This is a genomic window from Pseudomonas sp. DTU_2021_1001937_2_SI_NGA_ILE_001, from assembly GCF_032463525.1.
GTDB lineage: Bacteria > Pseudomonadota > Gammaproteobacteria > Pseudomonadales > Pseudomonadaceae > Aquipseudomonas.
Window position 1 is genome coordinate 2,722,864 of record NZ_CP135971.1, and the last position, 12,772, is coordinate 2,735,635.

A 12,772-nucleotide genomic window follows, 5' to 3' on the forward strand; every position below is an offset into this window, starting at 1 on the left:
CCTCCGATTCGAGAGAGACGCAGCACCAAATGCCCAAAGGTCTTAAACGTGTTATTGGCGCCCTGGTGGCGGTCTTCGTCCTTTACAGCCTGCTGGGTTTCTTCATCCTGCCCGGTGTCGCCCTGCGCATCGCCAACCAGCAGCTGGCGCAATATGCCAGCGTACCGGCACGTATCGAGCGCCTGGAGCTCAACCCCTACACGCTGGAACTGAGCATCTGGGGGCTGAACATCGGCACGCCTGGCCAGGAGCAACTGGCGCTGGAAAAGCTCTACGCCAACCTGCAGCTCGACAGCCTCTGGAGCGGCGCCCTGCACCTGCTGGACGTAGAGCTGGTCAAGCCAAAGACCGAAGTGCTGTTCGACCCTAAGGGCCAGTTGAACCTGACGCGGTTGTTCAAGCTGCCGGCCGCCGAACCGACACCGGAAAAGCCTGCGGCAGACAAGCCCTTCGCCCTGCGCATCGACCGCATCAAGCTGGTCGACGGCTACCTGCACTTTCGCGACCAGCGCCCCAGCGACCCTATCGAATTTCTCTACGACCGCCTGAACCTGGAGCTGAAGAACCTCAGTACCCTGCCCGAAGACAACGCCGATGCGGTGCTGGTCGCCGCCGGGCCGGACGGCGGCCAGATCGACTGGCAGGGGCGCCTGAGCCTGGCGCCGATCAGCTCTGAAGGCACGCTGAAAATCACCGACAGCAAGATGAAACTCTGGTGGCCCTATGTGCGTGACGCCGTGCCACTGGCGCTGCAGGATGGCCGTCTGACCCTGAGCACGAATTACACACTCAACCTTGCCAGGCAGACCGAACTGCAACTGCGCGGCACCCAGGCCAGCGTGGCGGGACTGGCGCTCAATGCGCCGGATGGCCGCTCGCTGGTCCGCCTGCAGCAGCTGGAGGTCAGCGATACCTCCCTGGACCTGGCCAGGCAACAGGTGGTGGTCGGCAAGGTGCGCAGCCAGAAGCTGGAAACCTGGGCCGCACGCGAGGCGGACGGGCAACTGGACTGGCAGAAGCTGTTCGCCGGCGAGGCGCGTGCCAAACCGGCCAGCAACGCCAACCCGCCCAAGGATGACAAGGCAGCCCAGCCACCGGCCAAACCGGCCGAGACGCCTCCTGCGGCACCGGCCAAGCCCTGGCAGGTGCAGGTCCGCGATGTGCAACTGCGCAACTATCAGGTGCATCTTGCCGACCGTGCGGTCAAGGAGCCAGTGGCCCTGGAAGTCGGCCCGCTGAACCTCGACCTGCATGACTTCGACAGCCTGAACAAGTCGCCCTTCAAGCTGCGCCTGGACACCGGCATCGGGCGCCAGGGCAAGCTGGCCGCCAGCGGCGAGGTCAACCTGGCACCGGTCAATGCACGCCTGAAGGTCAGCAGCGAAGACATCGACCTGCGCATTGCCCAGGCCTACATCAGCCCGTTCATCCGCCTGGAACTGCGCAGCGGCATGCTCGGCAGCGACCTGGCCGTGGACCTCAAGAGCACCGAGCCGCTGGCCCTGAGCGTGACCGGCAAGGCCCAGGTCACGCAGATGCACACCCTGGACACCCTCAAGCAGCGTGATTTCGTCAAGTGGCAGCAGTTGACCCTCGATGGCCTGAACTACCAGCATGGCGAGAGCCTGTCGATCGACCGTGTCGACCTGCAGCAGCCCTATGCGCGCTTCATGATCAACGAAGACCGCACCACCAACGTCGATGACCTGCTGATTCCGCAACCCGCCGATGCCAAGCCGCAGCCAGCGGCGCAGCGCCAGGCGTCAAGCCGCAGCGAAAAACCGTTGGGCATCCACGTCGGCGAGGTGGCCATCAACGACGGTTCGGCGTACTTCGCCGACTTCACCCTGACACCGAACTTCGCCACGGCCGTGCAGCAGCTTAACGGGCGTATCGGCACCATCGACAATCGTCAGGCCAAACCGGCACCGGTGAATGTCGAAGGCAAGGTCGACCGCTACGCACCGGTGACCATCAAGGGCAGCCTGAACCCGTTCAACCCGATGGCCGCCCTGGATATCGCCACCAGCTTCCGTCGCGTCGAGCTGACCACCCTGACGCCCTATTCCGGCAAGTTCGCCGGCTTCCGCATCCGCAAAGGGCGCCTCAACCTCGACCTGCACTACCTGATTACTCAGGGCAAGCTCAAGGCGCAGAACAAAGTGCTGGTGGAACAGCTGCAATTGGGTGAGAAGGTCGACAGCCCCGATGCCGTGGACCTGCCGATTCGCCTGGCGGTGGCGCTGCTCAAGGATCCACAGGGGCGCATCTCGCTGGAGCTGCCGGTCGAGGGCGACCTGAACAACCCGCAGTTCAGTGTCATGCCCATCGTCTGGCAAACCCTGCGCAACCTGGTGGTGCGCGCCGCGCAGTCGCCCTTCAAGTTCATCGGTGGCCTGGTGGCCGGCGGCGGTTCGCAAGACCTGGGCAACATTCGCTTCGAACCGGGGTCACGGGCGCTGAACGATGAATCCCGGGCGGCGCTCGACAAACTGGCTGCCGGGCTCAAGGAGCGCCCGACCCTGCGCCTGGAAATCGAAGGCACCAGCGCCGCCAGCAGCGATGGACCGCTGCTGGCCCGCGAGCGTCTGGAGCGCGAGTACCGGATCACCTACTACAAGATCATGCAGCGCCGTGGCGACAAGGTGCCGCCACGCCCTGACATGCTGCAGGTGCCCGAGGACGAGAAGGCGCCGATGCTCGAAGGCATCTATCGCACGCGCCTCAAACAACAACCCCCGGCGCAATGGACCGAGCTGGGCAAGGAAGAGCGCCAGAACCGGATGCGCGACGCTGTACTACAGTTCTGGAGTACCAACGACGCCCTGCTGCGTGAGCTGGGCCAGGACCGCGCCAGCAGCATCAAGGACTATCTGGTCGGCAAGGCCGGGCTGGAAGACGACCGTATCTACTTCATCGACGCCCAGCTCGGCAAGGCCGAAGCCGATGGCCGGGTCGTCACCCCTCTGCATCTGGACAGCGAGTGAACCGTTGAAGAACCCCATTCCCGTCATGCTCATCCTCGGCCTGCTGGCCGCCGCGCAAAGCAGCCTGGCCGAGTCGTCGACCATGCGTTGTGGCAGCCAGCTGATCAGCCTCGGTGACCACGGCTTCGAAGTGCAACGCAAATGCGGGGCTCCGGTCAGCCAGGCAGTGATCGGCTCCAAAGAGAGCTTCAGCCGCAATTACCGCAATGCCGAGCAGGTGATGATCGAGGAATGGATCTACGGGCCCGACCACGGCATGTACCGCTACCTGCGCTTCGAAGGCGGCCGCCTGGTACGCATCGACAGCAAGCGCGGGCAGTAGCCATAGGGGCTATACCGCTCGGTTAGGCCGGGTAGGAGCGGCTTCAGCCGCGAAGCGACCGCATGTTCACAACAGATGCAGTGAATTTCCTGGCGCTTTCGCGGCTTTGTGGGAGCGAGCTTGCTCGCGAAAAGCTGGCAAAGTCGCTGGGTTTGCTGTGACCGTGACGCAGCCTTCGCGAGCAAGCTCGCTCCCACGGACTGAACTGCATGGCGGCTGAAGCCAACGCCGTTCGTTCAGCTCGCGCCAACAAAGCGGAGAGCACCTGAACGCTCGTTACCTTTGGAATGAATAGAACAGGCCCCGACTCGAAAGCCGGGGCCTGTAATGGCCACATCCCTGTGGCCGGTCGCATGAACCTTCTTCACATCTCACCCGCCTCCCTGGCGAATGCGATGCTTCAGACGGTCACAATCGAGTCGATTACTCGGCTTTCAGGGCTTCGGCGGTCACCGACTTCACGCCCTTGATTTTCTTGGTGATATCTACAGCCATTTTCTTCTGGGCTTCAGTCACCTTGACGTCGGACGACAGGGCTACCACACCGTTCGAGGTTTCGACCTTGATGTCCGAACCTGGAATGCCTTTCTCGGTCAGCAGGTCTGCTTTGACCTTGGTGGTGATCCAGGTATCGCTACCTTCTTGCTTGGCGTTCTCCACGGTGGAGTTGGCGGCCAGCATCATGGGAGCCTGGTTGGCGGTCTGGGCAAAGGCACCACCGGCCATGGTCAGAGTCAGGGCAGTGGCAGCAGCGATAGCGAACTTCTTCATACGATTAACTCCTGTTTTCCTCGAAATCTGCACCAGCGTGTGGCTGCAGGTTGCAAGGTATATCGCAAGCGCTATGCCAGCTTTTGAAAGAACAAAAAATATATACATATCAAACACTTAAAATATTTTTAAAATTGCCGCATCGTGCAGATTGCCCGCTTGGGCGTGAAATACGCTTGCAAGATGCAAGTCAGGTGGGGTGGTAATCGACGGCCAAAAAAAATCCGCCCCCATCGCTGGTGGCGGATTTTTCAGGTTGTCAGGCTTCACGGGGAAGCCTGGCTGACCGGGTGGATCAGACGCCGGAGGCCTTGGCCGCCGCTACATCCTTGATCGACAGTTTGATACGGCCGCGGTTGTCCACGTCCAGTACCAGCACTTCGACTTCCTGGCCTTCTTTCAGCACGTCGGTGACTTTCTCGACGCGTGCATCGCTGAGCATCGAGATGTGCACCAGGCCGTCCTTGCCAGGCAGGATGTTGACGAACGCGCCGAAGTCGACGATGCGCTCGACCTTGCCGACGTAGATCTTGCCGATCTCGGCTTCGGCGGTGATACCCAGAACGCGCTGGCGAGCAGCCTCGGCAGCTTCCTTGGTTTCGCCGAAGATCTTGATCGAGCCGTCGTCTTCGATGTCGATCGACGCCTTGGTTTCTTCGCAGATGGCACGGATGGTCGCGCCACCCTTGCCGATCACGTCGCGGATCTTGTCGGTGTCGATCTTCATCGCCAGCATGGTCGGCGCATTGGCCGACAGTTCGCTGCGCGACTGACCGATGATCTGGTTCATCTGGCCGAGGATGTTCAGACGAGCTTCCAGGGCCTGGCCCAGGGCGATCTCCATGATCTCTTCGGTGATGCCCTTGATCTTGATGTCCATCTGCAGCGCGGTGACGCCCTTGGCGGTACCGGCTACCTTGAAGTCCATGTCGCCCAGGTGGTCTTCGTCACCGAGGATGTCGGTGAGGACGGCGAACTTCTCGCCTTCCTTGACCAGACCCATGGCGATACCGGCAACCGGTGCCTTGATCGGTACACCGGCGTCCATCAGCGCCAGGGAAGCGCCGCAGACCGAAGCCATGGAGCTGGAGCCGTTGGACTCGGTGATTTCCGAAACCACGCGGATGGTGTACGGGAATTCGCCGTCGCTTGGCAGCATGGCCTGTACGCCACGACGTGCCAGACGACCGTGACCGATTTCACGACGACCGGCACCGCCCATGCGACCGCACTCGCCCACCGAGAACGGTGGGAAGTTGTAGTGCAGCAGGAAGCCGTCGCGCTTCTCGCCTTCGAGGGTGTCGAGCAGCTGCGCGTCACGGGCAGTACCCAGGGTGGCAACCACCAGGGCCTGGGTTTCGCCGCGGGTGAACAGCGCCGAACCGTGGGTCTTCGGCAGTACGCCGACTTCGATGTTCAGCGGGCGTACGGTACGGGTGTCACGACCGTCGATACGTGGCTTGCCGTTGACGATGTTCTCACGCACGGTGCGGTATTCGATTTCACCGAAAGCAGCCTTGACCTCGGAAGCCGACGGGCCGTTTTCTTCGACGGCCAGACGCTCGACGACCTGGTCGCGCAGCTCGCCCAGGCGGGCATAGCGGTCAGCCTTGACGGTGATGGTGTAGGCCTGCGAGATGGCCTCGCCGAACTCGCTGCGGATCGCGTTGAGCAGGGTGGTGTTCTCGGCCTCAGGCTGCCAGTTCCAGGTCGGCTTGGCGGCTTGGGCGGCGAATTCCTTGACGGCGTTGATCACGACCTGGAATTCGTCATGGGCGAACAGTACGGCGCCCAGCATCTGGTCTTCGGTCAGTTCCTTGGCTTCGGACTCGACCATCAGCACCGCTTCTTCGGTACCGGCCACGACCATGTCCAGGCTCGAGGCAGCCAGTTGCTCGTAGGTCGGGTTCAGCAGGTAACCGGTTTCGGCGTGGAAGGCCACGCGGGCAGCACCAATCGGGCCGTCGAACGGAATGCCGGAGATTGCCAGGGCCGCCGAGGTACCGATCATCGCGGCGATGTCCGGGTCAGTCTTCTTGCTGGTGGAAACCACGGTGCAGACGACCTGCACTTCGTTCATGAAGCCTTCCGGGAACAGCGGACGGATCGGACGGTCGATCAGGCGCGAGGTCAGGGTTTCCTTCTCCGAAGGACGGCCTTCACGCTTGAAGTAGCCACCGGGGATCTTGCCGGCTGCGTAGGTCTTTTCCTGGTAGTGCACCGACAGGGGGAAGAAACCCTTGCTCGGGTCGGCCTGCTTGGCCCCTACCACAGTCACCAATACGCTGACGTCGTCGTCAACGGTGACCAGCACGGCGCCGGAGGCCTGACGGGCGATACGGCCTGTCTCCAGGGTGACGGTCGACTGACCGAACTGAAACTTCTTGATTACCGGGTTCACGGTTTCCTACCTTTCGTTTGTGGCTCTTGGGGGAACGGTTTTGCTCACGCTACACAGCGCGCCGCGGCTCGATGAGCACTGCCTGAAGGGCAACGCCCGGCTCGACGACGGGTCATGCAACGCCTTGCGAATGCTTGGGCCAGGCGGGGAATCGGCCCCGACCGCAGTCCAGATAAAACTTGAGGCTGGAAGCCCGCCAGGCACACCGGATGGACCGATGCGCCTGACAGGCAACCAACCTCAGATTTCTTCCCGAGACGACGCCAGGCCTCGCGCACGAGGCCTGGGCTGCCGGGAAGAGAGTCACCACGCCGTGATTAGCGACGCAGACCCAGACGACCGATCAGGGTGCTGTAGCGGTTCACGTCTTTGCCTTTCAGGTAGTCCAGCAGCTTGCGGCGCTGGTTTACCATGCGGATCAGACCACGACGGGAGTGGTGGTCCTTGCCGTTGGCCTTGAAGTGGCCTTGCAGCTTGTTGATGTTGGCGGTCAGCAGTGCGATTTGCACTTCTGGCGAACCAGTATCACCGGCAGCTTGCTGGTAGTCGGTAACGATCTGAGCTTTTTCTTCAACGCTGAGTGCCATGTGGGCATTCCTTCAAGTCGAGGAAACCGTCCTTGCGGGACGATTCCAACAGGCCGAGGCCAAGGCCCCGTATTTAAAAAAAGAGGTGTGACCGTGCCTGTTGACAGCCACCCTCGCCCGCCGGCCTGACGCCAGGCCTGCGGGGTTCCGGTCACTCTGACCGAATCAGTCGACGCGGCGCAATACGCCCGTCATCGCTCACTTCACCGATGCCGATGAAGCGGCCCTGGTGATCCTGTACACGGACCATGCCGAACTTCGGTGCATCCGGCGCACGTACCGGCTGACCGTGCAGCCAATAGAACGCGCTGTGCTCCGAAAACTTCAGCAGAGGCCAGTCTTGCAAACCGCTGTCCGATGGCATCAGGAAGCGGTCTAGCGCTTCGTTGCCACCTTCGGCATGGGCCTGTTCCAGCTCTTCCAGCGTGACCGTCTGGGCCAGGCTGAAAGGACCGGCCTGGGTACGCCGCAGTTCGGCGACATAGGCACCACAGCCCAGGCGCTCACCGATATCCTCCACCAGGGTACGGATATAGGTGCCTTTGCTGCAGTCCACGGCCAGCCGTGCGGTCTCGCTTTCGCACGCCAGCAATTCCAGGCGCGCAATAGTAACAGAACGCGCCTCACGCTCCACTACTTCCCCTGCACGTGCCAGTTTGTAAAGTGGCTGGCCGTCGCGCTTGAGAGCCGAGTACATCGGCGGTATCTGGCTGATCTGCCCACGGAATTCGGGCAATACCGCCTCGATGTCGGCGCGACCAACGGTCACGGGGCGGGTTTGCAGCACCTCGCCCTCGGAGTCGGCGGTGGTGGTGGTCTTGCCCAGCTGCATCAGCGTTTCGTAGGACTTGTCCGAGTCCAGCAGGTACTGGGAAAACTTGGTCGCCTCGCCGAAGCACAGCGGCAGCACGCCGGTGGCCAGGGGGTCGAGGCTGCCGGTGTGGCCGGCCTTTTCCGCATTGAGCAACCAGCGCACCTTCTGCAGGGCGGCATTGGAGGTGAAGCCCAGGGGCTTGTCGAGCAGGATGATGCCGCTGACGTTACGGCGAATGCGTTTGACCTGAGCCACCGGTCACTCCTTCGAATCGTCTGCGGCAGAAGCTGGCTGGTGCTGGCTGTCTTCGGCCACGGCACGCTCGATCAGCGCCGACAGGTGCGCGCCACGGGACACGCTCTCGTCGTAATGGAAGTGCAGCTGCGGCACGGTGCGCAGTTTCATTTCGCGGCCGATCTGCATGCGCAGGAAGCCGGCGGCGGTGTTCAGCACCTTGAGGCTCTGCGCGACGGCATCGCTGCCATCCGGGCCCATGACGGTGACGTAGACCTGGGCGTGGCCGAGGTCACGGCTGACGTCCACGGCGGTAATGGTCACCAGACCCAGGCGCGGGTCCTTGACTTCGCGACGGATCAGTTGTGCCAGCTCGCGCTGCATCTGATCGCCGATGCGTTGGGTACGGCTATATTCTTTGGCCATGCTTGATACCTGTTACTGACCCGGATCTGAACCCTGACGGTCTGAAAGCGGCAAACGCCCGGTCCGACGCATGTCAGACCGGGCGTTGCGTTCAGCATAAGGCACGGCGCACCGCGCTGTGCCTGGAACCCGCGACTTAGAGGCTGCGGGCCACCTGGACTTTCTCGAAGACCTCGATCTTGTCGCCGACCTTGACGTCGTTGTAGCTCTTGACGCCAATACCGCACTCCATGCCAGAGCGGACTTCGGAAGCATCGTCCTTGAAGCGACGCAGGGATTCCAGCTCGCCTTCGAAGATCACGATGTCCTCGCGCAGTACGCGGATCGGACGGTTACGGTGGACGGTCCCTTCGATCACCATGCAGCCGGCGATGGCGCCGAACTTCGGCGAGCGGAACACGTCACGAACTTCGGCAACACCGAGGATGTTCTCGCGAACATCGCTGCCCAGCATGCCGGTCAGGGCCTTCTTGACGTCTTCGATGATGTCGTAGATCACGTTGTAGTAACGCATGTCCAGACCTTCCTGCTCGACGATCTTCCGTGCGCCGGCATCGGCACGCACGTTGAAGCCGAACAGCACGGCGTTGGAGGCCAGTGCCAGGTTGGCGTCGCTCTCGGTGATACCACCGACACCGCCACCGATGACCCGCACCTGCACTTCATCGTTACCCAGACCACCCAGGGCACCTTGCAGCGCTTCCAGGGAACCACGGACGTCGGACTTGAGGACGATGTTGAGCGTCTTCTTCTCTTCCTGGCCCATGCTTTCGAAGATGTTTTCCAACTTGCCGGCGTGTGCGCGGGCCAGTTTGACTTCGCGGAACTTGCCTTGGCGGAACAGCGCGACTTCACGGGCCTTCTTCTCGTCGGCCAGTACGGTCAGCTCGTCACCGGCTTCCGGCGTGCCATCCAGGCCGAGGATCTCGACCGGGATCGACGGGCCGGCTTCCTTAACAGGCTTGCCGTTCTCGTCGAGCATGGCGCGGATACGACCGAAGTTCGAGCCGACCAGAGCCATGTCGCCCTGACGCAGGGTACCGTCCTGAACCAGCACGGTGGCCACTGGGCCGCGGCCCTTGTCCAGGCGCGATTCGACCACCACACCACGGCCAGGCGCCGACGGCGTGGCAGTGAGTTCGAGCACTTCGGCCTGCAGCAGAACGGCTTCGAGCAGTTCGTCGACGCCGGTACCCATCTTCGCCGAGACCGGTACGAACGGAGTCTCGCCGCCCCAGTCTTCCGGGGTCACGCCATGGGTGGCCAGTTCGCTGCGGATACGGTCCATGTCCGCACCCGGCTTGTCGATCTTGTTCACCGCGACCACCAGCGGTACACCGGCCGCCTTGGCGTGCTGGACCGCTTCGATGGTCTGTGGCATCACGCCGTCGTCCGCCGCGACCACCAGGATCACGATGTCGGTGGCCTTGGCACCACGGGCACGCATGGCGGTGAACGCCGCGTGGCCTGGGGTATCCAGGAAGGTGACCATGCCGCGCTCGGTTTCTACGTGGTAGGCACCGATGTGCTGGGTAATGCCACCGGCCTCGCCTGCGGCAACCTTGGCACGACGGATGTAGTCGAGCAGCGAGGTCTTACCGTGGTCGACGTGGCCCATGACGGTCACCACCGGAGCACGAGCGAAGCTTTCGCCTTCGAACTTCAGGGACTCGGCCAGGGATTCTTCCAGGGCGTTGTCGCTGACCAGGGTCACCTTGTGGCCCAGCTCTTCGGCGATCAGGTGCGCAGTGTCCTGGTCCAGAACCTGGTTGATGGTCACCGGGGTGCCCATCTTGAACATGAACTTGATGACCTCGGCCGCCTTGACCGACATCTTCGCCGCCAGCTCGCCAACGGTGATGGTCTCACCGATGGTCACGTCACGAATCACCGGCCCGGATGGAGCCTGGAAGCCGTGAGCGTTACGCTTCTTGAGCTTGGACTTGCCACGGCCGCCGCGACGGAAGCCATCGCTCTCTTCGTCGGTGGTACGTGGGGCGACACGGGCATTCGGCGCCTTTTCCTTGCTCGCAGGACGAGGGGCCGCACCTTTGCGCTCGCCATCGCCGCTGCGCGAACCGCGCTCTTCGCCGCGATGGGTCTTTTCCGAGCGACGATCGTCACGCTTGCGCACTTCGATAGTCGTGGTCGCCGGCGGATTGCTGGTCGGCGTCGGGGCCGGAGCTTCACGCACCGGCTCAGGTGCAGCGGTACGCTCGGCAGGCGCTTCGACCGGCTGCGGCTTCTCGGCCACCGGTTCTGGCTTGCTTTCGGCAGCCGCCGGCTGACGACGCGCTTCTTCTTCGGCGCGGCGCTTGGCTTCTTCGGCCTCGGCCTTCTGGCGCACGGCAGCTTCCGCCGCACGGCGCTCGTCCAGCTCGCGCTTGCGCTCGGCTTCGATTTCTTCGGCGCTGCGCTGCACGAAGACTTTTTTCTTGCGTACTTCTACGCTGATGCTCTTGCTACCAGCCACACGCAGGGTGCTGGTGGTCTTGCGCTGCAAGGTAATCTTGCGCGGTTCTTCCGCCTTCGCCTTGTGACCGCTCTTCAAATGCGCCAGAAGCGCCTGTTTTTCGTTGTCGGTCACTACTTGCTCGGCGGCGGTGTGCGGCAGGCCTGCCTCACGCATCTGCTGCAGCAGGCGCTCTACCGGTGTGTCGACCACTTTGGCCAGTTCTTTCACCGTGACTTGCGTCATGCACTTCTCTCCTCAGGCCGCGCCTTGTTACTCGAACCAATGGGCACGGGCGGCCATGATCAACTTGCCGGCACGATCGTCGTCGATGCCGTCGATGTCGAGCAGGTCGTCAATCGACTGCTCGGCCAGGTCTTCGCGGGTCAGCACGCCGCGTACCGCCAGTTCCATCGCCAGGTCCTTGTCCATACCCTCAAGCGAGAGCAGGTCTTCGGCCGGCTGGGCATCTGCCAGTTTTTCCTCGGTAGCGATGGCTTTGGTCAACAGGCGATCCTTGGCCCGAGCACGAAGCTCGTCGACGATCTCCTCGTCGAAACCATCGATGTTGAGCATCTCTTCCAGCGGTACGTAGGCAATTTCTTCGAGGCTGGTAAAGCCTTCGTCGACCAGCACCTGTGCCAGCTCTTCATCGACTTCCAGCTCTTCGATGAAGTTGCGCAGGATGTCGCCGGTCTCGGCCTGCTGCTTGGCCTGGATGTCCGACTCGGTCATCACGTTCAGTGTCCAGCCAGTCAACTGGCTGGCCAGGCGTACGTTCTGACCGCCACGACCAATGGCTTGCGCCAGGTTGTCCGCGCCAACGGCGATATCCATTGCATGGGCATCTTCATCGACGATGATGGCCGCGACTTCAGCAGGGGACATGGCGTTGATCACGAACTGTGCCGGGTTGTCGTCCCACAGCACGATATCCACACGCTCACCACCCAGCTCACCGGAGACAGCCTGGACTCGCGAACCACGCATGCCGATGCAGGCGCCTTGCGGGTCGATACGCTTGTCCTTGGAGCGCACGGCGATCTTGGCGCGCGAACCCGGGTCACGGGACGCGGCCATCACCTCGATCAGCCCTTCGGCGATTTCCGGTACTTCGATACGGAACAGCTCGATCAGCATTTCCGGCGCGGTACGCGACAGGATCAACTGCGGGCCGCGGTTCTCGGTGCGGATTTCTTTCAGCAGTGCGCGCAGGCGAACACCGACCCGGAAGGTTTCCCGGGAAATGATGTCTTCGCGTGCCAGCAGTGCCTCGGCATTGTTACCCAGGTCGACGATGACATTGTCACGCGTCACCTTTTTTACAGTGCCGGAAATGATTTCGCCCAGACGCTCGCGATAGGCATCGACGACCTGGGCGCGTTCCGCCTCACGGACCTTCTGGACGATGACCTGCTTGGCGGTCTGCGCGGCGATACGACCGAACTCGATGGACTCGATCTTCTCTTCGATGACATCACCGGCCACGGCGCCAGGCTTGTGGGCCTGGGCCTGGTCGACGGCGTACTGGTGCGCCGGGTCATCCAGATCTTCGTCCTCGACCACGGTCCAGCGACGGAATGTTTCGTAGTTGCCGGTGTGACGGTTGATTTCAACGCGCACATCGACTTCGTCTTCGTAGCGCTTCTTGGTAGCGGTGGCCAGTGCCAGCTCCAGCGCTTCAAAAATTACACCTGCCGGTACGCCCTTTTCATTGGACACCGACTCAACAACCAGCAGTACTTCTTTGCTCATCGTACGCCTCGCCTTTCGCAAGC

9 protein-coding genes are annotated in these 12,772 nt (G+C 62.3%); 2 read left to right on the forward strand and 7 right to left on the reverse strand.

Translation table 11 applies throughout. The features are described from left to right. Positions 1-29: 29 nt before the first annotated feature. On the forward strand, positions 30-2,987 hold the full coding sequence (locus RRX38_RS11685; RefSeq protein ID WP_315962581.1) for a DUF748 domain-containing protein: 2,958 nt from the start codon (positions 30-32) through the stop codon (positions 2,985-2,987). A gap of 25 nt (positions 2,988-3,012) precedes the next feature. Beyond that, positions 3,013-3,309 (forward strand): DUF2845 domain-containing protein, encoded by a 297-nt coding sequence (locus RRX38_RS11690; RefSeq protein WP_295475405.1) that lies wholly within the window; start codon positions 3,013-3,015, stop codon positions 3,307-3,309. 423 nt (positions 3,310-3,732) lie between these two features. Here RRX38_RS11690 and RRX38_RS11695 read toward each other — a convergent pair whose 3' ends face one another. The 7 genes from RRX38_RS11695 to nusA all read right to left on the reverse strand — a co-directional run bounded on the left by RRX38_RS11695 (position 3,733) and on the right by nusA (position 12,749). Beyond that, entirely contained in the window at positions 3,733-4,080 is a 348-nt protein-coding gene (locus tag RRX38_RS11695) for a BON domain-containing protein (RefSeq protein WP_295475342.1), read from the reverse strand. 295 nt (positions 4,081-4,375) lie between these two features. Continuing rightward, the gene (gene pnp / locus RRX38_RS11700; protein WP_295475340.1) at positions 4,376-6,481 is read right to left on the reverse strand and encodes a polyribonucleotide nucleotidyltransferase; all 2,106 of its coding nucleotides are present in this window, start codon (positions 6,479-6,481) and stop codon (positions 4,376-4,378) included. Between the two features lie 317 nt (positions 6,482-6,798). After that, complete coding sequence (rpsO, locus tag RRX38_RS11705) at positions 6,799-7,068, reverse strand: 30S ribosomal protein S15 (RefSeq protein WP_295475338.1); 270 nt, start codon at positions 7,066-7,068, stop codon at positions 6,799-6,801. A 151-nt stretch (positions 7,069-7,219) separates the two neighbouring features. Continuing rightward, complete coding sequence (gene truB / locus RRX38_RS11710; protein WP_295475336.1) at positions 7,220-8,137, reverse strand: tRNA pseudouridine(55) synthase TruB; 918 nt, start codon at positions 8,135-8,137, stop codon at positions 7,220-7,222. Positions 8,138-8,140: 3 nt separating this feature from the next. Further along, complete coding sequence (gene rbfA, locus RRX38_RS11715; protein ID WP_295475334.1) at positions 8,141-8,542, reverse strand: 30S ribosome-binding factor RbfA; 402 nt, start codon at positions 8,540-8,542, stop codon at positions 8,141-8,143. Positions 8,543-8,678: 136 nt separating this feature from the next. Continuing rightward, positions 8,679-11,240 carry a translation initiation factor IF-2 gene (gene infB / locus RRX38_RS11720; protein WP_315962582.1) on the reverse strand — a complete coding sequence of 854 codons (2,562 nt, stop codon included), beginning with the start codon at positions 11,238-11,240 and terminating at the stop codon, positions 8,679-8,681. 27 nt (positions 11,241-11,267) lie between these two features. Further along, positions 11,268-12,749 (reverse strand): transcription termination factor NusA, encoded by a 1,482-nt coding sequence (nusA, locus tag RRX38_RS11725; protein WP_295475328.1) that lies wholly within the window; start codon positions 12,747-12,749, stop codon positions 11,268-11,270. Between the last annotated feature and the right edge of the window lie 23 nt (positions 12,750-12,772).

Excerpts from the sequence above, each read along its gene's own strand:
- RRX38_RS11685 (WP_315962581.1), top strand. The coding sequence starts at position 30 with ATGCCCAAAGGTCTTAAACGTGTTATTGGCGCCCTGGTGGCGGTCTTC.
- RRX38_RS11690 (WP_295475405.1), top strand. The coding sequence starts at position 3,013 with ATGCTCATCCTCGGCCTGCTGGCCGCCGCGCAAAGCAGCCTGGCCGAG.
- RRX38_RS11695 (WP_295475342.1), bottom strand. The coding sequence starts at position 4,080 with ATGAAGAAGTTCGCTATCGCTGCTGCCACTGCCCTGACTCTGACCATG.
- rpsO (WP_295475338.1), bottom strand. The coding sequence starts at position 7,068 with ATGGCACTCAGCGTTGAAGAAAAAGCTCAGATCGTTACCGACTACCAG.
- rbfA (WP_295475334.1), bottom strand. The coding sequence starts at position 8,542 with ATGGCCAAAGAATATAGCCGTACCCAACGCATCGGCGATCAGATGCAG.
- infB (WP_315962582.1), bottom strand. The coding sequence starts at position 11,240 with ATGACGCAAGTCACGGTGAAAGAACTGGCCAAAGTGGTCGACACACCG.
- nusA (WP_295475328.1), bottom strand. The coding sequence starts at position 12,749 with ATGAGCAAAGAAGTACTGCTGGTTGTTGAGTCGGTGTCCAATGAAAAG.